The organism is Candidatus Thiosymbion oneisti, from assembly GCF_004359955.1.
GTDB lineage: Bacteria > Pseudomonadota > Gammaproteobacteria > Chromatiales > Chromatiaceae > Thiosymbion > Thiosymbion oneisti.
In genome coordinates, this window is record NZ_SMSC01000011.1 from 107,630 (window position 1) to 130,042 (window position 22,413).

Annotated in this window: 23 protein-coding genes; 2 read left to right on the forward strand and 21 right to left on the reverse strand. The window is 57.3% G+C overall.

The window, feature by feature from the left end:
* Nucleotides 1–104 precede the first annotated feature (104 nt).
* Nucleotides 105–1,343, reverse strand: coding sequence for a type II secretion system F family protein (locus tag E1958_RS08120; protein ID WP_133511438.1), 1,239 nt, complete (start codon nt 1,341–1,343; stop codon nt 105–107).
* A 346-nt stretch (nt 1,344–1,689) separates the two neighbouring features.
* Nucleotides 1,690–2,259 (reverse strand): hypothetical protein, encoded by a 570-nt coding sequence (locus E1958_RS08125; protein ID WP_133511439.1) that lies wholly within the window; start codon nt 2,257–2,259, stop codon nt 1,690–1,692.
* Nucleotides 2,260–2,814: 555 nt separating this feature from the next.
* On the opposite strand from E1958_RS08125, the gene E1958_RS21960 reads away from it, so the two are divergent.
* The gene (locus E1958_RS21960; RefSeq protein WP_207787647.1) at nt 2,815–2,994 is read left to right on the forward strand and encodes a type II toxin-antitoxin system PemK/MazF family toxin; all 180 of its coding nucleotides are present in this window, start codon (nt 2,815–2,817) and stop codon (nt 2,992–2,994) included.
* A gap of 340 nt (nt 2,995–3,334) precedes the next feature.
* Here E1958_RS21960 and pilB read toward each other — a convergent pair whose 3' ends face one another.
* From pilB to E1958_RS08225, 19 genes are all read right to left on the reverse strand, one after another.
* Complete coding sequence (gene pilB, locus E1958_RS08135) at nt 3,335–5,047, reverse strand: type IV-A pilus assembly ATPase PilB (protein ID WP_133511440.1); 1,713 nt, start codon at nt 5,045–5,047, stop codon at nt 3,335–3,337.
* A 116-nt stretch (nt 5,048–5,163) separates the two neighbouring features.
* Nucleotides 5,164–5,523: a MerR family transcriptional regulator gene (locus tag E1958_RS08140; RefSeq protein ID WP_133511441.1), complete on the reverse strand. Its 360-nt coding sequence runs from the start codon at nt 5,521–5,523 to the stop codon at nt 5,164–5,166.
* Nucleotides 5,504–5,803 (reverse strand): integration host factor subunit alpha, encoded by a 300-nt coding sequence (gene ihfA / locus E1958_RS08145; protein WP_089725531.1) that lies wholly within the window; start codon nt 5,801–5,803, stop codon nt 5,504–5,506. The genes E1958_RS08140 and ihfA overlap by 20 nt, the downstream gene beginning before the upstream one ends.
* 4 nt (nt 5,804–5,807) lie before the next feature.
* On the reverse strand, nt 5,808–8,186 hold the full coding sequence (gene pheT, locus E1958_RS08150) for a phenylalanine--tRNA ligase subunit beta (RefSeq protein ID WP_133511442.1): 2,379 nt from the start codon (nt 8,184–8,186) through the stop codon (nt 5,808–5,810).
* A 546-nt stretch (nt 8,187–8,732) separates the two neighbouring features.
* Nucleotides 8,733–8,951 (reverse strand): type II toxin-antitoxin system HicA family toxin, encoded by a 219-nt coding sequence (locus tag E1958_RS08155; protein ID WP_133511443.1) that lies wholly within the window; start codon nt 8,949–8,951, stop codon nt 8,733–8,735.
* On the reverse strand, nt 8,951–9,193 hold the full coding sequence (locus E1958_RS08160) for a type II toxin-antitoxin system HicB family antitoxin (protein ID WP_133511444.1): 243 nt from the start codon (nt 9,191–9,193) through the stop codon (nt 8,951–8,953). The genes E1958_RS08155 and E1958_RS08160 overlap by 1 nt, the downstream gene beginning before the upstream one ends.
* A 175-nt stretch (nt 9,194–9,368) precedes the next feature.
* Nucleotides 9,369–9,578, reverse strand: coding sequence for a hypothetical protein (locus E1958_RS08165; protein WP_133511445.1), 210 nt, complete (start codon nt 9,576–9,578; stop codon nt 9,369–9,371).
* Nucleotides 9,556–9,840: a BrnT family toxin gene (locus E1958_RS08170; protein WP_133511446.1), complete on the reverse strand. Its 285-nt coding sequence runs from the start codon at nt 9,838–9,840 to the stop codon at nt 9,556–9,558. Before E1958_RS08170 ends, E1958_RS08165 begins: the two co-directional genes overlap by 23 nt.
* Before the next feature lie 178 nt (nt 9,841–10,018).
* Nucleotides 10,019–10,783: a collagen-like protein gene (locus E1958_RS08175; protein WP_133511447.1), complete on the reverse strand. Its 765-nt coding sequence runs from the start codon at nt 10,781–10,783 to the stop codon at nt 10,019–10,021.
* Nucleotides 10,784–10,927: 144 nt separating this feature from the next.
* Entirely contained in the window at nt 10,928–11,959 is a 1,032-nt protein-coding gene (gene pheS, locus E1958_RS08180) for a phenylalanine--tRNA ligase subunit alpha (RefSeq protein WP_133511448.1), read from the reverse strand.
* A gap of 64 nt (nt 11,960–12,023) precedes the next feature.
* Nucleotides 12,024–12,347: a ferredoxin FdxA gene (fdxA, locus tag E1958_RS08185; RefSeq protein WP_089725543.1), complete on the reverse strand. Its 324-nt coding sequence runs from the start codon at nt 12,345–12,347 to the stop codon at nt 12,024–12,026.
* 558 nt (nt 12,348–12,905) lie between these two features.
* The gene (locus tag E1958_RS08190) at nt 12,906–14,426 is read right to left on the reverse strand and encodes a fumarate hydratase (RefSeq protein WP_133511449.1); all 1,521 of its coding nucleotides are present in this window, start codon (nt 14,424–14,426) and stop codon (nt 12,906–12,908) included.
* 264 nt (nt 14,427–14,690) lie between these two features.
* Nucleotides 14,691–15,167 carry a Uma2 family endonuclease gene (locus tag E1958_RS08195; RefSeq protein WP_133511450.1) on the reverse strand — a complete coding sequence of 159 codons (477 nt, stop codon included), beginning with the start codon at nt 15,165–15,167 and terminating at the stop codon, nt 14,691–14,693.
* A 17-nt stretch (nt 15,168–15,184) separates the two neighbouring features.
* On the reverse strand, nt 15,185–16,339 hold the full coding sequence (locus tag E1958_RS08200; protein ID WP_165741690.1) for a M20/M25/M40 family metallo-hydrolase: 1,155 nt from the start codon (nt 16,337–16,339) through the stop codon (nt 15,185–15,187).
* Nucleotides 16,336–17,103, reverse strand: coding sequence for an SDR family oxidoreductase (locus E1958_RS08205; protein ID WP_133511452.1), 768 nt, complete (start codon nt 17,101–17,103; stop codon nt 16,336–16,338). Before E1958_RS08205 ends, E1958_RS08200 begins: the two co-directional genes overlap by 4 nt.
* A gap of 142 nt (nt 17,104–17,245) precedes the next feature.
* Entirely contained in the window at nt 17,246–17,635 is a 390-nt protein-coding gene (locus E1958_RS08210) for a hypothetical protein (protein WP_133511453.1), read from the reverse strand.
* A gap of 492 nt (nt 17,636–18,127) precedes the next feature.
* The gene (locus E1958_RS08215) at nt 18,128–19,447 is read right to left on the reverse strand and encodes an amidohydrolase (RefSeq protein WP_133511454.1); all 1,320 of its coding nucleotides are present in this window, start codon (nt 19,445–19,447) and stop codon (nt 18,128–18,130) included.
* 426 nt (nt 19,448–19,873) lie between these two features.
* The gene (locus tag E1958_RS08220; RefSeq protein ID WP_133511455.1) at nt 19,874–20,134 is read right to left on the reverse strand and encodes a hypothetical protein; all 261 of its coding nucleotides are present in this window, start codon (nt 20,132–20,134) and stop codon (nt 19,874–19,876) included.
* A 291-nt stretch (nt 20,135–20,425) separates the two neighbouring features.
* Nucleotides 20,426–21,100 (reverse strand): hypothetical protein, encoded by a 675-nt coding sequence (locus E1958_RS08225; protein WP_133511456.1) that lies wholly within the window; start codon nt 21,098–21,100, stop codon nt 20,426–20,428.
* A 66-nt stretch (nt 21,101–21,166) separates the two neighbouring features.
* Here E1958_RS08225 and E1958_RS20830 point away from each other — a divergent pair, with 66 nt between their 5' ends.
* Nucleotides 21,167–21,904 carry a hypothetical protein gene (locus E1958_RS20830; protein ID WP_207787648.1) on the forward strand — a complete coding sequence of 246 codons (738 nt, stop codon included), beginning with the start codon at nt 21,167–21,169 and terminating at the stop codon, nt 21,902–21,904.
* Nucleotides 21,905–22,413 lie beyond the last annotated feature (509 nt).

The window sequence follows — 22,413 nt, forward strand, 5'->3', positions numbered from 1 at the left end:
CGAATTACGCGAATGTTTTTTTGTGCCTGATGGGTGGGTACCGAATCTGCAACTTCCTCGAATGTTATTTCAGATTTCGTTCTGGCGGTAAAGAATAAAAATTGTCACACGACCGCGGCCAGCTTGAATACCGGGAGATACATGGCGATCACCAGCCCGCCCACCAGGGTGCCGATGACGATCATGATCATGGGCTCTAGCAAGCTGCTGAGGCCGTCCACCGCATTATCGACCGCTTCCTCGTAGAAATCCGCTACCTTGGCCAGCATGTCTTCCAGGACGCCGGACTCCTCACCGACGGCGGTCATCTGGACGACCAGATGGGGAAAGAGGTTGCGTCGGTGCATGGAGCGCTGCAACGCCTGGCCGGTGGCCACTTCTTCGCGCATTTGCATCACCGCTCGGGAGTAGACGAGGTTGCCGGTCGCCCCGGCGACCGATTCCAGGGCTTCTACCAGCGGCACGCCGGCGGCAAAGGTGGTCGACAGGGTGCGGGCGAAGCGGGCGACGGCTGCCTGGTGCATGACAGGTCCCACGAGGGGGAGCTTGAGACCGAGGCGATGGAGGATTTCCCGGAACCCGGACCAGCGTCTCCAGAAGGTCTTGATGGAAAAGTAGAGTACCGCCGGCGCCAGTAAGAGGCCCCACCACCATTGGTGCATGAGGTCCGAAATCGCAATCACCAGGCGCGTGAACGCGGGCAAGTCCGCTCCGAAGCTTGTGAACAAGGCCTCGAACTGGGGAATCACGAACAGCATGATGGCGGCCGTAACGAGGATTGCCACCAGGATGACGGCTATGGGATAGACCAGGGCCTTTTTGATCTTGCCCTTGAGCGACTCGGTCTTTTCCTTATAAGTGGCGATTTTGTCCAGGAGCAGGTCGAGCACACCGGCCTGCTCGCCTGCTGCCACCAGATTGCAGACGAGCTCATCGAAATGGAGGGGGTGCTTGCGTAGTGCCTCTGTGAGGGAGGTGCCGCTTTCGATGTCGGCCTTGACCGCCAGCACCAGGTCCCGCATGCGCGGGTTGTCGTGACCGTGGCCGATGATGTCGAAGGCCTGTACCAGCGGGACGCCGGCGGACATCATAGTCGCCAGTTGGCGGCTGAAGACGGCGATGTCGGCGCTCCGGATTTTGTTCCCGATGCCGCCGAACCAGGGGGGCGGCTTCTTCCTGATCTTGAGGAGACTGACGCCCTGGCGGCGCAGTTCCGCCCGCACTAAGGCGAGCGTTGCCGCCTGGATCTGACCCTTGACGCGTGTGCCGCCGCGATCCAGACCCTCCCAGATAAAAACGGATGGCCCGGTGGCCTTCGGTTTCCGCGTCTTGGTCAGTGCCATCAGCGCCTAGTCTAGCAGTACCGAGGTGCCGATAACATGGGGATCATTTTTTTCCGCGAATGAACGCGAATCAACGCAAAGCGGTCGCAATCGGTTCGCCATCAGCGAGGGTTCCTGGTCCATTCAGTCAGTAGGTAGCCAGGTAGATTGAGATACGTCATACCCGAAATCGGGATCGGAATCGCAATTCCGATTTCGATCCCGATCCCGATCCCGATCCCGATTTCGACCTACCAGGCTTTCCAACAGTTGGTTGGGTAGGATATCTCAAATCAGCCGACCGTAAAAGCAGAGCGAAGCGGCGCTTTTGTGGGTTGGCTGAATGTGATTATTATGCGCAACTTCTTTAGCAACTTAGAATTTTCACAATAGAGGTAATAAACAGGGCTAACCAAAATACTCCACTACCCGCATATAAGAGATCTAACCCCATACTGTGACTAACAAATTTAGAAATTGATTGAGACAAAGGCTTCTTTGACCAGCCAAATCTCGGTCTATCCGGTTCCATACGCCTAGCTAAAGTTTCACTCAAGTGATCGTGGTTTGGCGGTTCCTTATATTGCCTACTGAAGAACCCATCAAACCACTCATCATCTATTAGATTCCAGTAATTATGCTCAATATCAATTCCTCTGTGAGCAACATTTGTGAACAACGCACGACTCCTTAACTCAAGTATCCAGAGGCTTAGTGTTAACCAACATGCCAATCCGGACCCTCCCGCCCTAGTAATCCATGAAACATCCTTCGCTAATATAGCACCAGCCAAAAATCCAATTGCGGCAACATACAACCCAGCTATAGTAAAACGGCTGTTAACGAGTGATCCATGATAACCAACAACAGCGATGTATTCTTGGCGAATATTCTCGGGATCATAGTTATTTCCTGATTCTTTCTTTTTATCAGTCACTTCATTTCCTTGTTCGCATAACGGCTTGGTTCAGGCGCCCAATGCCGCGTGGCACTGAGCTTGAAAATTACCGAGGAGCTAGACCGCGGCATTGGGTCGCTTGCAGCCAAATGTTGGGCGAATGATCTGTGAAAAACGATCCATCAATTGAACCTGGCCCCTTTCCTATTGCTACGCTTCCGTAGTATAATATTATAGAGATTATAGGACAAAGTGTATTGTCAGCAGCATAAAGTTGTCGACCGACGAGATTTGCCTTTCCTATGCATGCAGCGGTGCCCTGCGTGGCGACTGCCGTAAGCAGAGGGGAGGCTTCTGAGGTGATAGAGCCCATTGATGGACATCTTGGCAGAACAATTGGACACCAAATTACGCCACTGGCAACCTGAGACAGCGCAACAGGTGCGGCAGTCGCGTGGTGTAGAGCAAGAAGCCTTGGATATGCTTGATGAACCCGCAATCCGGTGACGTGTGACTTGCCGATCTGGGGTTAGCGGCAAAAACTCGCCCGGTCGTCATCGTATCGCGCACTGACCCGGAGACCCGCCACGTGCATTGGTACTCTATGTGCCGTTGACGACCCAAAATAGGCAGAGTCGATACGAAGTTACGCTGCCAAGGATCAGATCTCTCGACCGTGATTCGGTAGCAAATGTGCAGGGACTCGGTTCACTGCCAAGAGTACGACTTGAGCGCCGACTCGGGAAGCTCCCGGATGATGTAGGGCCAAGATAAAGCGTGCTCTTGCATTTGCGCTCGATTTGGGGTTGGAAGCCTAAGAGGCTGTCTAAAAATTAAGATACTGATTTTAGGACATAAAATCTGTAAATTTCGCACTCGTTCCCACGCTCCAGCGTGGGAACGCTGTCTTGTCCGCTCCGGCGGACTTAGCTCCTCTGTGCTGATAGGCGTTGTCGGTTAGCCTACCGAGACGCTTAATCGACGTTGGAGCGTCGGGATCTGCTCCCACGCTGGAGCGTGGGGAGCCAGCCGAAAATCAATGTGTTGGTTTTTAGACAGCCTCTAACAGTTTAGTGTAGGGTCCGTTACGCGGACCTTCTAATGTCAACACACCCTAGTCCCTGATCACCCGGTTGATCTCTTCGAGGCTGGTGATTCCCGATTTGACCTTGCTTAGACCCGATTCGCGCAGGTCCATCACACCTTCGAGCCGGGCCTGCTCCGCGAGCTCCAGCGCATTGCCGCCTCCCAGAATCAGGCGCCCGATTGCCTCGGAAATCGGTATGGCCTGAAAGATGCCGACGCGCCCCCGGTATCCGTTGGTGCAGTGCTCACAGCCGACCGCGCGGTAGATCGTCAACTCCGCCTCGATTTCATGACTACCGAGGCCCGCTTCCAACAAGGCGTCGCGTGGAAGCCGCTCGGGCTCCTTGCAATGGGGGCAAAGTCGCCGTGCCAGGCGCTGGGCCATGATCAAGTGAACCGAGGAGGCGATGTTGTAGAGAGGGATGCCCATATTCGCCAGACGGGTCAGGGATTGGGGTGCATCATTGGTGTGCAGGGTGGAGAGCACCAGGTGTCCCGTCTGGGCGGCCTTGACCGCGATCTGTGCCGTCTCCAGGTCACGAATCTCGCCGACCATGACGATATCCGGGTCTTGACGCAGAAAGGCCCGCAGCGCTGCCGCAAAGGTGAGCCCTGTCTTTACATTCATGTTGACCTGGTTGATTCCGGGCACCCGGATTTCTACCGGGTCCTCAACCGTCGAGATGTTGACCTCCGATCGGTTGAGGATATCCAAGGCGCTGTATAGGGAAACCGTCTTTCCCGAGCCCGTGGGTCCGGTCACCAGAATCATGCCGTAGGGTTTTTGAATGGCGGATAAGAATACGGATTTCTGCTCCGGCTCGAAGCCGAGGTGATCGATGCCGACCAGGTCCGCCGATGCGTCCAGGATTCTCAGGACGACCTTCTCCCCGTGCAGGGTCGGCAGGGTGTTGACGCGGAAATCGATCTCCCGATCGCGGCCGATCTTGAGCTTGATGCGTCCGTCCTGAGGCACCCGGCGCTCGGCTATATTCATGCGCGACATCACCTTGAGTCGCGCCACCAGGCGCGCGGCGATATTCACCGGAGGATTGGAAACTTCCCGCAACAGACCGTCCTGTCGGAAGCGGATGCGGCAATGCTTCTCGTAGGATTCGAAGTGGATATCCGAGGCCCCGTTGCTGATGGCGTCCATAAGGACCTTATTGATATAGCGGACAATGGGGGCATCGTCGACGTTCAGCTCCGAGTCGTACCCTTGCGCCTCTCCCTCGGAGGTGGTGTCCAAGCTGTCCAGGTCGGTATCCAGGATATCCGACATGGCCCGGTCGCGGGCTGCAATCGCCTGCTCGAGCGCGGCGGCAAGCTTTGCCTCCTCGACCAGGACCATGTTCGTGGCCAAGCCCGTGGCGAACCCGATCTCCTCCAAGGCGCGGTGGTTCGTAGGGTCCGAGATGCCGAGAGAGAGCCGATTGCCGCGCTGGAAGATGGGCAAGGCGCGGTGCTTGCTCACCAGCTTCTCATCGACCAGGTCCAGGGGGAGATCGGCAAGATCGACGGCATCCAGATCCAACAGGGGTACCCCGAACTCATCGGCGGCAGCAAGGGCGACTTGTCCGCTGTCCAGATGTGCCTCTGCGACCACATACTGGACAAACGATTGGCGGCGCTCGAGTGCCTCCCGGTGCGCGTTCCGTGCCTGCTGTTCCGAGAGCAGCCGGTCGCGCACCAGACGCCATGCAAAACTGGAGGGCTTGAGTGCCGTTTGATTGGTCGCCATGAATGGCTTGCCTACTCGGCACGAGAGACGGGGTAGATGCGTTGAAGATTCCCGCACAACCGGTAGGCGACGGGTAGCCACGCCGCCACCGCTGCCTCCGGTTCGCCGCCTTCGGTTCAGCGCTTGAGGATTTGCAGGATCTCTTCGAGCTCCAGTCGCAACTGGTGGATGATCTGGTGGCTTTGCGAGGCGTCCTGGTGAGCGGTCTTACCCGATAGTTGCTGACGGGCACCGCCGATGGTAAATCCCTGCTCGTAGAGCAGACTCCGGATCTGGCGTACCATGAGTACGTCGTGATGTTGGTAGTAGCGGCGGTTGCCCCGTCGCTTCACCGGTTTGAGCTGGGGAAACTCTTGCTCCCAGTAGCGTAGAACGTGCGGCTTGACCCCGCACAGCTTGCTCACCTCACCGATGGTGAAGTAACGCTTGCCTGGTATGGGCGACAGCTCGTTGCTGCTATTGTTCGTTTCCAGCATAGGCTTCCACCCGTAATTTTAGCTTCTGTCCCGGACGAAAAGTGACTACACGCCGGGCGGAGATAGGGATCTCCTCACCTGTTTTGGGGTTTCTTCCGGGACGCCGCCGCTTCTCCCTGAGATCAAAATTTCCGAACCCGGACAGCTTTACCTGCTCACCCTTTTCAAGGGCAGCGCGGATATGTTCGAAGAACCTCTCGACGATGTCCTTGGCCTCTCGTTTGTTCAGGCCCAGCTGGGTGAAGAGGTGCTCTGCCATGTTGGCCTTGGTCAGTGCCATCGTGTCAATCTCTCAGTTTCGCCCCGAGTTCGCTTTTGATTTGCGCCAACACGCGGGAAATCGTCGCATCGACTTCCCGATCCGTTAGTGTCCGGGAAGATGCCTGCAAAATCAATCCAAAGGCAAGACTTTTTTTTCCGGAATCTGTTTCCGGGCCCTGATAGAGGTCGAACAGGACAAGGTCCTGAAGCAGATCGGAGGCGGCACTCGCCGCACACTCGCGCACTTGGTCGTAGGTTACCTCTGCGGCGACGACGATCGCTAGGTCGCGCCGGATGGCCGGGAACCTGGACGGCGGCTCGAATGCCGGCGGCGGGCCCGTCTGCAGCTCGGCGAGTGCGACCTCGAACAGGAAGGCATTGCCCTTGATGTCGAGCTCCGCTGCCAAGGCCGGGTGCAGCATACCGAGCATACCGATCTTGCGGCCGTCGTGCTCGATGCAGGCGGTCTGGCCCGGATGCAGGGCCGGGTGCGCGGCGGGTAAAAAGCGGAATCGCTCCGGATTACCGGTCAAGCCGAGCACGGCCTCCAGATCCGCCTTGGCGCCGTAAAAATCGACGGGGCGGACCCGCATGCCCCATTGCACGGGGGCCGAGAAACCGACGACCAGACCGGCGAGCTGCGCATTCTGCTCCAACTTGTCTCCGGTACGGAGGAAGCACAGGCCACTCTCGAAGATGCGCACGCGCTCCTGCCGACGGGCCTGGTTTTGGCGTGCCGTCTGCACCAGTCCCGGCCAAAGACTGGTACGCATGACGGACATATCCAGAGAGAGCGGATTGGACAAGGTCAGGGTCTCGGGGCGCGGATCGATGCGATGCTGCAACTCCGGGCTCACGAAGCTGTAGGTAATCACTTCGTGATAACCCCGGGCCACCAAGGCCAGTCTGGCGCGGTCCAGATCGAATGCCGTCTCGGGGAGTGCCCTGATGGTAGCCGCCGCGCCGGCATGGGTCACAGGGATCTGCTCGTAACCCTGGATGCGGCCAATCTCGGCGATCAGATCCACCTCGAGCTCTAGGTCGAAGCGACTGCTGGGCGGAACCAGATCCCAGCCGTCGGAGGCCGGTGTGATCCGCATACCCAGCCGGGTGAAGATGTCCTCGACGGCCGCATCCGCCGGCTTCGTCCCGAGTACTTTGCCGATCCGCTCGCGGCGTAGGCGCAGCCTGTTCCGCCGGGGCGAATGTTCCTCCGCGTTCAGGCCCGCGACCGGCCCTGGCCTGCCGCCCACGATGTCCAGCAGCAGTGCTGTTGCCCGCTCCACGGCCCGCGCCTGAAGCTCCGGGTCGACCCCACGCTCGAACCGGTGGGAGGAGTCGGTATGCAGCCCGTAGCTGCGAGCCCTTCCGCTGATAGCCCGGGGGGCGAAGAAGGCACTCTCGAGCAGGATGTGGCGGGTACGGGTTGTTACCCCCGTCTCGGCTCCGCCCATGATGCCCGCCAGGGCGACGGGCCGGTTGCGATCGGCGATCACCAGGGTATCGTCCCGCAGCGCGAGCTCCTCGCCGTTGAGCAGGAGCAGGCGTTCGCCGGCCATCGCCATGCGCACGCGGATCGCTCCGTCCAGCCGGTCGAGGTCGAAGCCGTGCAGCGGTTGACCGAGCTCCAGGAGTACATAGTTGGTAACGTCCACCACGGGGCCGATGCTGCGCAGACCGCTGCGGCGCAGGCGTTCCTGCATCCACAGCGGGGTCACGGCGTCGGGGTCGATGTCGCGGACGACCCGACAGACATAGCTGGGACAGGCCTCGGGGGCCTCCAGACGGACCGGAAAGCAGTCGTCGTTGCGGGGAGATACGGGCTCGATGAGGGGTCCCTGGACAGGGCTGCGATTGATGGCCCCCACCTCCCGGGACACGCCGGCGAGGCTCAGGCAATCGGCCCGGTCGGGGGTCAGATCGAGCGCGATGCACCAGTCGTCAAGGTCCAAATAAGAGCGTAAATCCGCCCCCACCGGGGCGTCCGCAGGTAAGGGTAAGATGCCCTCCGAGGACTCGGCGAGTCCGAGCTCGTTCGCGGCGCAGATCATCCCTAGGGATTCGACGCCGCGCAGCCTGGCCCGCTTGATCTCCAAGTCCCCCGGCAGACGTGCCCCCAGCATGGCCACCGGGACCTTCATATCCGCGGCCACATTGGCAGCGCCGCAAATGATCTGCAAGGGCCCTCCGGACCCCACATCGACCCGGCACAGGCGCAGCTTCTCGGCGTTGGGATGGGCCTCGACGGCCCGGACCTGACCTACCAGAACGTCGCTGAACGCGGGGGCCGCAGGTTCCACCGCGTCCACCTCGAGCCCCGCCATCGTCAATTGGTCGGCCAGGGTTCGAGTATCCACATCGGGATTCACCCACTCCCGCAACCATGCCTCGCTGAATCGCATTTCACCCTTTCCTGCTGGTGCAGCGTAGTAGAAATACTAATGCTATTTGTTGATTGGACTTGTACGGAACGAACCGCGCCGAAGAACCACGGAGGCAGACACGGATAAACACGGATTGTGATCCGTGTCTATCTGTGTCCATCCGTGGTTCTTTAACATCCGGCTCTTCAAATTCGTAAACCCGTACAGGCTTCATTTCACCACGCATTATTTTTCCGGCTTCTTGGATGCTAGTTAGTAGCTCATTAAATAGTTCATTATCCATTTCTGAACTCCCGTTTTACGAGATCGACGTAGCTTGTCAATTAGAGAAATTCGAATAGAACACAGTCAGACGCATAACGGCCTGACTCAGGCGCCCAATGCCGCGTGGCACTGAGCTTGAAAAGTTGCTGAGAAGCCGGACCGCCGCATTGGGTCGCTTGCAGCCAAATGTTAGGCGAATGATCTGTGAAAACAACCCATCAACTGAGCCTGGCCCCTTTTCCCTACATGGGTAGGAAGATTAGGTCAAACCAAGATGGATGTCCTTTTTATGCGATATAATTACAACCCCTCCCATTCTTCTCTGCTTATTCCTGCTTGACGCAAAATTCTTGAAAGTAAATCTTTGCTGATATCCCCTCGATGAGGATTTGGTACCCTTAAAGTAACACTGTCTCTTATCATAAATTGGTGTTTACCCCCGGAATATGGACCTTCAAAACCAGCATTATTGAGATACGCTATGAAATCTCGCCGTTTTATAGGTCCAAATTTTGGCATTATGCAACTTTCCTTATTTTTATTTCGATTCCATCTATTTGTGGTAATGGCAAATTTTTATAAATCCTAAAAAGTACCCATTCTTCCAGTACCTCTTTAAGTTGTTTATGACACTCTTCTAAGGTAGGGGCATTAGCGTAGACTCCCTGGAAGCCAGGAATTTCTCCATAGAAACTCTTGTCTTCTTCAAGAATTTCATAATGTGCATGTCGTAAACTTGTTTGTAGATATTCTACTAGCATAATACTTTCCAGCAATTTGGGTGGTCAGCGGGAGGTGTTCGTCAGGCAGTTTTTCATTCATTCTAGATTTGTGCTAATTAAGCCTGACCCCTTTTCCGTAACAGTCAAACTTATGATCGAAACACCAAAAAGCCTCGCGGGCGGCTGGAGAGCAATGTTAAACTTTTCCGTGAAGTTAAGAATTCGGCAATGCTGCTAAAATAGCTCTCAATACCTTGTTTACAGCCTCGGATGTTGTGAAAATCCGTGCCACATCAGGGTCTAAAGTTACAGTAACCCGAGTCTCTGTCTGCGTGACAAATCTGTTGGGTTTTGCCTTTGAGTAATCAAAATGATATTCAGAGAGCACATCTTGAATCTGTTCAGTATCTTCTGTAGTTTTCATAATCTTTACGCTCTCTTGCGGTTGTCTGCCGTGCACTGATTACCCGAACAATTCCCGGCAATCTCTCTATAAATGATACAATTAAAAGTCGCTTGTCGCTTGAGTAACCTATGATCAGCTCTCTCCGCTCTTCAAACGAATCCCACTCATCATCAAAAATACATGCAAGCGGGTCATCAAAGACGGTTTGAGCCTCATTAAAGCTAACACCGTGTTTTTTCAGATTTATACCAGCTTTTGATGAATCCCACTCAAATTCCATAGTTCTTCTCAGTCATGTGATTTTTCGTCTAACGTAAAGGCTAACTTAACCGTAAATCGAAGCGCCGTTTTATGGGATAGCTCGTAGGCTGGGGTGAGCTTGCGAACCCCGGCTTCCCATTCTTGTATACCGAAAGAAGCTGGGGTTCGTACCTCACCCCAGCCTACGGCCCTAACCATTACCGACCGTAAGCGATATATGCGATCCTTACGAGACACCCTCCACAAGCAGGTCTTACTGAAATAGGGAAACCACCCTGATCACATGCTGCTGCATGGATTATCTTGAATGATGGCATGTGACGTTCTGGATCTCCATTGTTTGCGAGGACAACTAAACAACTACTAGCAAAAGGACGATCAAACTCAACTCTGCCGTCGCTAGCATTATCGAGTTTAGTCACCGTGTTACCATATCGTATGGTGTCTGCGGGCGGTCCTTTCTCACCGACAGACCCTCTGTCACCAACGGGTCCTTTGTCACCGACTTGTCCTCGTTTTCCTTCTTTTCCCTGGTCACCTCGCGGACCTTTATCGCCCCTTGGTCCCCTATCACCTTGCTCCCCTTTTTCTCCTCTAGCACCTTTGATAGCTTCTAGAATCTCTGGATTATCTCTGAGAGCAAACGCAAATTTTCTAATAAAGTCGATGTCTTTCCTGAGTTTTTGGTCTAGTTGCTCTCGGTAGAAATCGTTCTTGACCAGCTCGTCAGCGATTACGCCGATTCTGTTTGAATCAATTTCGTGTGAAACTCGTGTGGCTTCTTCCTGTGCCCACCTCTTTACTTTGTCCTGAGCTTGAAGGGCAAAGATTATTCCTACACCAATCATAGTAAACACAAGCCAAGGAAGACTTCCTTCGATGATTTCTTTCCAATTACGCCGCGGTTGATTAGACTCTCTTTGAGAAGCGCAATCTTCCTCTTCTGTAATTCTCTTCGACATCAATGCCTCCTATTTAACTTCGTTTTCGATTTTTTGCCTTTCTCGCTCGAGATGAAGCATGGCAATTTTTTATGATCTCCTTTAGTGGGTTGAAATAGTTGCGTACCCTATCGCAATTTATACCTACCTGGTCCAATGCTGCATTCAAGCAAACTGCCTGAGAAACCGCAGGTCGTTCTCGAAATAGAGCCGGATATCATCGATGCCGTAACGCAGCATCGCCAGGCGTTCCACGCCCATGCCGAAGGCGTAGCCGAGGTAGCGTTCGGCATCGATCCCCACCTGGCGGAATACCTCCGGATGGATCATCCCGCAGCCTAATACCTCCAGCCAACCGGTCTGCTTGCACACCCGGCAGCCGGTTCCGTTACACATGACGCAGGCTATATCCACCTCCGCGGAAGGCTCGGTGAAGGGGAAATAGGACGGCCGAAAGCGGAGCCTGAGGTCACGCTCGAAGAAGTTGCGCAGGAAATCATAGAGGATGCCTTTGAGGTCGGCGAAGGTCACTTGCTCGTCCACGAGAAAGCCTTCCACCTGGTGGAACATGGGGGTATGGGTCAGATCGGAGTCGCAGCGATAGACCCGTCCGGGGGCGATGATCCGCAACGGTGGTCCTTCCTGCTCCATGACCCGGATCTGCACCGGCGAGGTGTGGGTGCGCAGGAGCAGGTGCTCGTCGAAGTAGAAGGTGTCGTGCATGGCCCGCGCCGGGTGATGGGCCGGAATGTTGAGGGCCTCGAAGTTATGATAGTCATCCTCGACCTCCGGCCCTTCGGCAACACCGAACCCCGCGTTGGCGAACAGCCGCTCGATCCGCTTCAGGGTGCGGGTAATGGGGTGCAAACTACCGGGCCTTTGGCCGCGGCCCGGTAAGGTGACATCGATGCGCTCAGCGGCTAGGCGGTCGACCAGGACCGCCTGCTCCAATGATTTCCTGCGGGCTTCGATGGCCTCCTGGACGTACACCTTGGCCTGGTTGATCGCCTGTCCGGCCCGTGGACGCTCGGCTTGCGGCAGCCTTCCGAGCCGTTTGAGCTCCCCGGTGAGCAGGCCACTTTTGCCCAGATAGCGTACCCGCACTTGGTCCAAGGCCACGAGGTCCTGTGCTGCGGCGATCTGTTCCAGGGCATCGGCTCGCAGCCGGTCGATTCCCGGTCCGGTCTCGTCATTCATGATCTTGTCTGTAATGCCGGTGCCCTGTTGCGGTCAACCGCAGAGACGCAGAGGACACAGGGTTTTACTCTTCCAGATGCTGACGCTTACCCTCTACGTCACGCCAGTTATCGGCATCTTCAGGCGGTGGTTTAATTTCCGTAATAACAGGCCACTGTTCGGATAAGCGGGCATTGATCTCAAGAAATATTTCTTGATCCTGGGGTAAATCATCATCAGAGAAAATCGCGTTTACCGGACATTCGGGCTCACAGACGGCACAATCGATACATTCCTCCGGATCGATGACCAGAAAATTTGGCCCTTCATGAAAGCAATCTACCGGACAGACCTCAACACAGTCGGTATATTTGCATTTAATACATTGTTCAGTCACTACATATGTCATTGCCTGTCGCTCCTATCAAGGTTGCTGTTGCTTATTATGGATTCCGGACTGCTTTGGAGTGCGCCGGCAAAGCGGCGCGACCGAATCGAACCTCAGCGACGGGGAATACCAGCCGCGTTTGCCGGGGATTCGGGCTCTGAGCTCTACGCGCGCCGCGGCGACGGCGCTTTCCCCTGGCCGCAAAGCCTCATGCATCGCCAAATCCAAAGCGGCGGCGGGCCAGTGTTCCATGCCAACGCTGTGGTTACATCGGGCATCGCGGATTCCGGTAGGTACTGAAGTAAGGGTGCCGCCGCACTCCAAAACGTCCGGTAGTACCCTCCGTGATCGTGAACAGTCCGGAATCCATAAAGAGCCTTCCTCTTTTTTGATGACCGGTAACGCTTAACTTAATGCATTGCGTTACAACGAGACCCGCGTATTGGGCACACCCGTCGTCCAAAGATGCGGTTCGCTGCGCAAGATGGTTCGCTGCGTTCACCACATTCTACGGGCTTTGCCCAATCTCGGCTCAATCCGTGAAGATCCCGCTCGTTCGATGTTAGCGGTACTGCCGTATTAAGCATCCGCCGGAAGCTTGCCGATCCGCTGCCGCCATTCCGCCGGACCTGTCTTGTGTACCGACTCGCCGCGGGAGTCGACGGCGACGGTCACCGGCATATCCCGGATCTCGAACTCGCGGATCGCCTCCATCCCCAGGTCCTCGAAGGCGATCATGCGTGAGCCCTCGATCGCCTTGGCCACCAGATAGGCGGCCCCGCCCACGGCCATCAGATAGACCGCCTGATGTTTCTTGATAGCCTCGATGGCGACAGGTCCGCGCTCGGCCTTGCCCACCATACCGATGAGCCCGGTCTCGGCGAGCATCTGCTCGGTGAATTTGTCCATGCGCGTGGCGGTGGTGGGACCGGCAGGACCAACGATCTCGTCCCGCACCGGGTCCACCGGACCCACGTAGTAGATGAAGCGATTGGTGAAATCGACCCCTTCCGGGAGCGCCTCCCCCCGCGCCAGCATATCGACGATACGCTTGTGGGCCGCGTCGCGTCCGGTGAGCAGCTTGCCGGAGAGCAGGATTCGGTCGCCGGGCCGCCAGCTGGCGATCTCCTCCCGCGTGATCCGGTCCAGATCGACCCGCTTGGCGTCCGGGCCGGCCTCCCAGGTGACGTCCGGCCACTCCTCCGGGCGCGGGGGCTCGAGCTTGGCCGGTCCCTTGCCGTCCAAGGTGAATTCCAGGTGGCGCGTGGCGGCACAATTAGGGATGACGGCCACCGGCAGCGAGGCGGCGTGGGTCGGGTACTCCTTGATCTTGACGTCCAGGACCGTGGTCAGGCCCCCGAGCCCCTGGGCGCCGATCCCCAAGGCGTTGACCTTCTCGAACAGCTCCAGGCGCAGCGCCTCGCTGGGGCTCGCGGGGCCCCGGGCCTTGAGTTCGTGGATATCGATAGGCTCCATCAGGGCCTCCTTGGCCAACAGCATGGCCTTCTCCGCAGAGCCGCCGATACCCATACCCAGCATCCCCGGCGGACACCAGCCGGCGCCCATCGTGGGGACCACCTTGAGCACCCAGTCCACCAGGCTGTCGCTGGGATTTAAGATGGTGAACTTGGCCTTATTCTCCGAGCCGCCGCCCTTGGCCGCCAATTTCACCTCTACCCGGTCGCCCGGTATCAGCTCCGTATGGACCACCGCGGGGGTATTGTCGCGGGTGTTCTTACGCTCCCCGATAGGCGGCGAGACGACCGACGCGCGCAGCACATTATCCGGGTGGGCATAGGCCCGGCGCACGCCTTCGTCCACCATCTCCTGGATGCCCAGCTCCGCCTCCCAGCGCACCTCCATACCGACCCGGAGGAAGACCACCGCCATCCCGGTATCCTGACAGATAGGACGCCGGTCCTCGGCGCACATCCTGGAGTTGACCAGGATCTGGGCCATGGCGTCCCTCGCCGCGGGGGATTCCTCGGCCTCGTAGGCCGCGGCCAGGGCCCGGATGTAGTCTTGGGGATGGTAGTAGGAGATGTATTGGAAGCCGTCGGCGATGCTTTGGATCAGGTCTTCTTGGCGAATCGTGGTCATGTTCGGAATCTGCTCTTCTGGTCGGTGGAGTATTTCATTCCGGCTGCGATGCCCATGCTCGGGGGGCACATCCAAAAACAGCGGCGGACCGGTGCCGCTTGGCCGGTACCTCGGTTACAACAGGCACCGCAGATTGCCGGTAGGCACCGGAGCATGATACAGCACTTAACGATGATCGTTTACAGGGGGTCTTGAAAAATTCCTTTCACCAAGGATCCTGCAAGGTGTTTTATACACTCGAAACAACAAAATTAAAACCCTACCCTATAGTTTAATGTGTTTTGGAAAGTCAGGGACCAAGGATGAATGATCAATTTCTCCACCTATATCGAAGAATTTCATATCCCCTTGTTCCGTGCAGATCCAAAATTCTTTTGCACCTTGCTCAAAGTAGAGCTTGCTTTTTTCCTCCATCTCCTTTTCGGTATTACCTGCAGAAAGTACCTCGACACAAATTTCCGGAGCAACTGAACACTCTGCTTCATTTTTTACTTTTTCAAAAATCTCATCCGAAGCCCATGCGACATCGGCAACTTTCGTCCCTTTTCTGGTCGCAATCGCACACTCGGGAAGCGTCCTCCCCCAGTGTAGAAAGGAACGTAACAGGAACTCCAGCTCTCCCTGAAATGCCGAATGGGATACCTTGACGGGGGTCATGAGTATCTTTCCATTCTCATTGAGTTCAATTTTAAATGGTAAATTCTTAAGGCTTGGATGTTCACACACTTCCTGCCACTTCATAATATTGCCTCATAATGTTATCTTAGATTGCAATAAGTTGGAGATACCTGAGAACCTGTTCCTGTTTTATTCCCGTCCCCTGAATCCCCCATCAATCCATTATCGTGAGAAGGGTTGGCTAGAGCATCAAGCATGTAGCCGAGCCCCCAGACTACATGGGCCATGGTCTCATAGTCGAGACGATCCGGAGTATCACTAATTTCGTGGTAATGGTCATGGCGGAGAAAAGCAGTGTCGGTGACCGAGAAAGCAGGGATATCATGTTTCCAGAATGACCAATCATCCGACCAAGGCTTCCACCGAGCGGCAGGGTCGTAGAGAGTGAAGGTTCGCAGGCTGATCTTCGAATAGGCATGGAATACCTCTGCGCAACGATCAATGAACGACCGTGAAGCCTGATTGCCGAGGAAGGCAACATAGTCCGGACGGGCCGGCAGGCCAATGAGACCTGCAAGTGCCAGCCGCTTATGCTGGGATTGATGCGAATAGATTCCTAGGGTCTCGAGGGAGACCATACCGACTGCTTCAATTCCGCGATCCTTGAGTTTCCGCGCGTAGACCGAACTACCCATCTCGTTCCCTTTAAAGAATGGCGGTTCCTCGTTGACGAAGGCGACGAAACGGATCGAACGTTCCGTCTTTTTGGTTGAGAACCGCTTTGCCAGTGCTAAGAGGGCAGCCACGCCGCTGGCGTTGTCGTCTGCCCCCGGTGTACCTAACTGATCTGGGATAAGTGGTTCGTGATCCTTCCATCCAGGGGTTGCTACCTTGGAGTCGTAATGGGCACCGACAATTATCGACTTCTGCGGCCAACGTCCGCCGATCTTAGTGGCTTCGACATTCCAAAGGGTGAGTGGACAGCACCCGGGGTAACTACCCTCAGGGATGTAGACCGGCAGTCGTTTTGTGTCCAAACCCAGCGCCTTGAATCGGCCTTCGATCCAGGTCGCTGCTTGCTCCAGATTCTTGGCGCGCCAGCAATGACGTTCGCCGATATCGGTGGCTAGGGTCGTGACCGATGCCCGAAGCGCACTAGCCAAGGCCAATGGCGGCGGTTCATAGTCGCAAGCGAGGTTCGGACGGTGGAGCTTAGTGCAGCCGAGCAAGGATATGAGCAATGCGGCGACGGCTATGCATCGTAAGCTAAATGCAAGTCCCATTTTTATATTCATATCAACATACCACCATCCACTGCGTGAGCATGGCCGGTGACAAAAGAGGCGCCTTCGGAGCATAACCATAGGGTCACGGCAGCGACCTCTTGCGGTCGCCCAAACCGTCTCATCGGATGTAGAGCTGTCATTTGCGCGGTGAGCTTTTCATTCTGAGAAAGCTCTTCAGCTACCATCGGAGTCTCAATCGCGCCCGGGCAAACCGCATTGATACGCAGGCCTTGGGTCGCATACTCGTTCGCAGCCGCCTTGGTCAGTCCAATCACGCCATGCTTACTGGCGTAATAGGCTACTCCTGCGACTAGTGGTCCCCCTTTCAGCCCGAATACGGATGACATATTCACAATGGCACCTTGCCCACGCTTGAGCATTTCGGGGATTTCGTATTTCATACATAACCACACCCCCTTGAGGTTTATATCCATAACCTGGTCCCAAACCTCTTCCTCATAGTCCGCTGCCCGGATGGCGGGTGTTCCTCCAATACCTGCATTGTTTACCGCATAGTCCAACCCGCCATATTCGGTGATGCAGGCAGCGACCATGGCCTTCACTTCGGCTGCTTGCGAGACATCCGTTGGTACAAAATGGGCTGCGCCGCCTTGTTCCTCGATCATGGCCACGGTCTCTTCACCTGCGGGAACCCGACGTGCGGCCACGACCACCTTGGCACCTGCTTTCGCAAACGCCAAGGCGATGGCCTGGCCGATACCTGAATTTCCGCCGGTAACCAGTGCCACTTTCGATTTAAATTGATCGGTCACTTTAATGCCCCCTGTTTAGATGGATGTTGAGCACGTCGCCGTCCAGAGATGCGGTTCGCGCCGCCCAACGGTGTTATCCTGAAGGACCTTTCGCGCTCACCGCATCCTACGGGCTGTTTAGATGGATGTTGGGCTGCTGATATCATTTGCAATCGATATATTTAACCGGCACCAGTCGATGTCCCAGCATATCGACGGCAACCTGGGCTTGTTCAAGGATGACGTAACCGAGCAAGGGTTGGTAGTCTCCATCTTCAGCAGGTTCCATATCCATAAAGATTACTTCGTTGAAGATCCTTCGGAATCCTTCGATACGAATACCAACAGGTCCACATGCAGTACCATGGACCACTTCGTTGTTCGCCAACACAAACTCGACCTTCTCTTCATTCACGAACTCCCCAAGCCTGTCCTTCCAGGACGATGGTAATACCAATGCCCCGGCACCGGTGTCCACGAATGCGCTGAACACCAGCGATTTCTCGGAATCTGTAGGATTGGTCACTTCCACCTGGGCCACAATGCGTCCCATTATTTGAATCCTCCGATTGAGAAGTTGTCCGGTTAAAAGCAATCCTGAATGAATTTGCGCTGTTTGAGGGGGCGGACGTGTTGCGTTACGCCGCGTTCGATGTTGTGCCCCCCGAGGCGTTTCCCCACGCGGCTAACACAACCTACACTCAAAGCGAGGTCCGCGCGGGCCCGTAGGTTGGGCAAAGCCGGTAGGATGTGGTGAGCCGCCGGGCGCGGGACGTGCCCGGCGGCGAACCGCATCAATGGTGTGGTGAGCGCCTGCTGACCGCCCCAGGGGCGCCTGCCTGTGCCGGTACGGCAGACAGGGGACCGGCCGGCGGCGAACCGCATCTTTGGACGGTGAGCGTGCTCCACTGGTTGAGCACCTGTCTGCGTGCGGGACGCACAGGCAGGCGGGCCATTCATCGATGCGGTTCGCGCGGGGAGTGCATGCACCGGCCGGCAAGCTCGGAACCACCGCGCTCACCGCATCCTGCACCCTTTGCCCAACCTACATGGGCTTGTCAGCCGCCGCTACCCGGGCATAGTCGAGCGCGAATCCTACCAGGGTCCGCACACCGGTGATCAGGGCAGCCTCATTGGCATCGAAGAACGGCGAGTGATTGGCCGGTGCCTCGCCGGAGGCGACGCCCGGGTCGTTCACGCCGAGCATCAGATACAGGCCCGGTATGGATTCCAGGTAGAAGGCAAAGTCCTCGGCCCCCGTAATCAGCGACGCTTCCATGACCTTGTCGTCGCCCGCGGCCCAGCGCAGGGTGGGCATCATCTTCCGCAAGAGCTCGGGATGGTTACGGACTACCGGCGCATAAGACTCGATGGTGACAGTGGCGGTCGCACCGTTGGCTTCCGCGAGCGCCCGGACCGTGCTGCGCAGCTTCGCATGCAGCAGCGCGCGGGTCTCCGGATCGAAGGTGCGGATCGTCCCGACCATCTCGACCTCGTCGGGGATGATGTTGCCGCGCACGCCGCCGTGCACACTGCCGATCGTAATCACCGCCGGGCCCTTGGTGATGTCCAGGTGGCGGCCCGGGATCCCCTGCAGAGCGACCATGATCTGGGCGGCGACATAGATAGGATCGACGCCCCGCCAGGGTGAGGAGCCGTGGGTCTGGCGGCCGACCACCTTGATCCGCAGATTATCGGCGGCCGCCAGGAAGCCACCGGAGCGATAAGCAAGTGTGCCGCCCGTATTCGGCCAGACGTGCAGGGCCAGGATGGCCTCCGGGGCATCCAGCCCCGCGAGTACGCCCTCCTTGACCATCAGCGACGCGCCGCCCTCCTCGCCGGCGGGGGGCCCTTCCTCGGCCGGCTGGAAGATGAACTTGACGGTCCCTGCCAGCCGCTCACGGTTGGTCGCCAGAACCTCGGCCGCACCCATCAGCATGGCGACATGGGTGTCATGACCGCAGGCATGCATGACCGGGACTTCCTCACCGTTGTATTCGTCGCGTACCGTGGACGCGAAGGGCAGTCCTGTCTGTTCGCGCACCGGCAAGGCGTCCATGTCCGCACGCAGGGCGATGACCGGGCCGGGCTTGGCGCCTTTCAGGGTACCGACGACCCCGGTGTGGGCGATGCCGGTCCGGACCTCATCAAAGCCGAGGCCGCGCAGATGGTCGGCGACCTTTTTCGCGGTACGAAACTCGCGGTTCGAGAGCTCCGGGTGCTGGTGGATATCGCGCCGCCATTCAATCACCTTAGGCTCGACAGCGGCAAATGCCGCCTCGAGTCCCTGCTTGTCATCCTGTGCAGTGACGGTAGTCGTGAGCATCATCAGGCATATGATGCAGGGTGTTGGCAACTTTTTCATGCTGTGGTCTCCTTGGATCTGCGGAGGGTGTCGCAAAAGTCCTTTCGAACCACAGGTTATTCCGTTTCCGCCCCACACCAGCCCACGGACGGGCGGTTGCGACACCCTCCTGCGGCTGGGGTCGACCCGTCAGCCGGGTAGTATACCCATGTTCCTACCGGCTCCGACGCTCCGGTGTCGGGATGCACCCTTAGCAGTCCTGAATGATTCAGCATTGTGCGGAGGATCTGACCGAGGAACCGCAGAGACGCAGAGATTCCTTTATCCGCAGATTATTGGGTTTTTCAGCTGCACGCTCGTTCCCACGCTCCAGCGTGGGAACGCCGTCTTGTCCGCTCTAGCGGACTCAGCTCCTCTGTACTGATCGGCGTTGGCGGTTAGCCTACCGAGACGCTTAGAGGCTGTCTAAAAACTAACCTATTAATTTTAAACTGCCGGCGGTCCGGCGTTATCCAGCGCGGCCCGGAAGGCGTCTGCTCTGAGCGTTGCCGACAGCTGGTGATGGGGTCCGTAAGCCGTCTGAAAGACGGCGGTCCCAGCCGGACTCGCGTCCCCGGAACCGCCGACATCTTGTCGGCCCCTGGGACCGCCGACATTCTGTCGGCTTCCGGGACCACCGACATCTTGTCGGCTCTTCCGGGTTACCGGGGAGAACCCGAATGCCGAGTTGCCGGTCCAACTGGTCATCAGGCGTCGTGTTGCGTTACGCCGCGTTCGACGCCGTGCTTCCCGAGGCCTTTCCCCGCGCGGCTAACGCAACCTACACATAACGCGAGGCCCGCGCAGATGCCTACGGAGTCGAACGCCCTAACCCGACAGGACGCTCACCAAGCACCACGAAAAACACGAAAAGATCCCTCCTGCGTCGGGATGACAATTGGGTGCCTTTTCGAGGCTTTTGTGGTTATTCGTGTCCTTCGTGGTTGATAGAAATACCTTCTTGGATCGCGTCGAATAGCAACGAACAGCCGGATCGGATCAAGGCAGGGGCGCGGTGGTGGAGGGGTCCACCGCCAGGGCGATCCCGTGCACCCAGGCCAGCAGGGATTGGCCGATGGTACCGCCCCAGGCGGTGAGCAGCTCGTACAGACCCCACAGCAGCAGGGTAGGTCCGAGGAGGGCCAAGATCGGGGCAAGGGAAATCCAAGCGAAGGCCACTCTACGGGCATCTTCGTGCTTTTCCCAGTCACGTAGAATCCAGCCGCGCCAGGTCTCGGGCAAGAGCAAGACCGCCGCGAATCCCGCCACGGAGAAATGGATCAGGGTCGGGATCAGGGTGGAGAGCATCATGAAATGGATCCAGCCGAACTCCAGCGCATTCGGCTCCAGCGCCAGGCCGTCGAGCAGCCATTGCAGATCCAGCAGCGGCGGGCCGCCCCAGGCGACGGTGGCGAGATTGAGCAGGGACAAAAGCAGGATAGTCAGACTGGCAATGAGAAAGAGAAACACCAATGCCAGCACAATATCGAAGCCGGCAAAACCCAGGGCCACCAGACCCGTATGACGACCGCGGTCGATGGCATAGAGCAGACCGCGGGTAATACCCAGGGACAGCCAATCGAGCGCGGCGTTGGCTAAGGGCAGCAGGACCAGAAAGACCGGGATCAGCAGCAGCTCAGGGTTATCCACTCGTGGCAAGGCCCAAGCGAGCACCAGCAGCACCGCGCTGACATAAAAGAGATTGAATGCGAGCCAGTAAAGGGCAATCCAGCGTTTGGAATGCAGCCGGTTGCGAATAAGCTCGAAAGCGCCAGCGCCAGCGCCAGCGAAAGCGACAGCGAAAGCGCCAGCGACAGCGCTAGCGCCAATGCCAGCGCCAGCGAAAGCGACAGCGATAGCGATAGCGAAAGCGAAAGCGACAGCGAAAGCGACAGCGATAGCGACAGCGATAGCGAAAGCGAAAGCGAAAGCGCCAGCGACAGCGCCAGCGCCAGCGACAGCGACAGCGAAAGCGACAGCGAAAGCGAAAGCGAAAGCGCCAGCGACAGCGCCAGCGACAGCGCCAGCGACACCGAAAGCGACAGCGACAACGCCAGCGGCCAAGAGGTAAATCCAGGACCGCCAGCCTTGGCTACGAAAGAATTTGAAGAAAAGAAAACCGGACCAGATCAGCAGGCCGACCGCCAGTATTCGCTGCCAATCGGATTCCACGACCGGGAGCAGGGTGATGCCGGCCAAGGCGCCCTCACCGCCCAGCAGCCAGACGATCAACAGGCTCAAAATCGGATAGAGCAGGGCCAGCCGCATGCAGAGCAGATAGCTACCCTCGGTGAAGGGATTTACGCCGAACCAGCGCACCGGCCAGGTAGCGGTGTTGCTGCGGGAACGAGCGAGACTCCTGGCGTCGTGGGTCAGACGGGTGATGCCGCCGAGCAGCCCCTTGAGCAATCGGAGATAACGCTGCTCGAAACTGCGGGCTGCAATCCATTGCCGGCGGCGTTCCAGATCATTGGCTAACCTTGCCTTCTGTTCGTCCGAGATGTCGGCTTTGGGAAAGAAGATCCGCCAGTTGATCCAGATCCAGATCAGAACAAAGGGGGCGAGTACCGCGCCGAGAATGTCGAAGATCTCGAAAAAATCCGAGAGGAGCTTTACCAGTTCGATGGGTTCCATAGCCAAGTATCTTGGCCTAAATTGCCGCCCGAAGCCACAAAACACCACCACCATGCGCCCGCAGTGGGCGTAGGTTGCGTTGAGACGCCGGCACTGGCCCCTCTCTGGCCCCCAGGCTCCAGAAAGGTAGGGCGGGAAAGCGTAGCGCATCCCGCCGTTAGCGCTCGGTGCCCTCTATAGTTCAAAATCAAACCACAGAGAACACAGAGGACACCGAGAAGGGGAGCCGGTTAATTCTCTGTGTGCTCTGTGGTTCAAAATTAAGCCACAGCCCTACGCGGGCTCTCCGTTGAGGCTCCGAACCTCTCCGTTGAGTCTTCAACACTCGACCTTGAGTCTTCAGGACTCTCTGG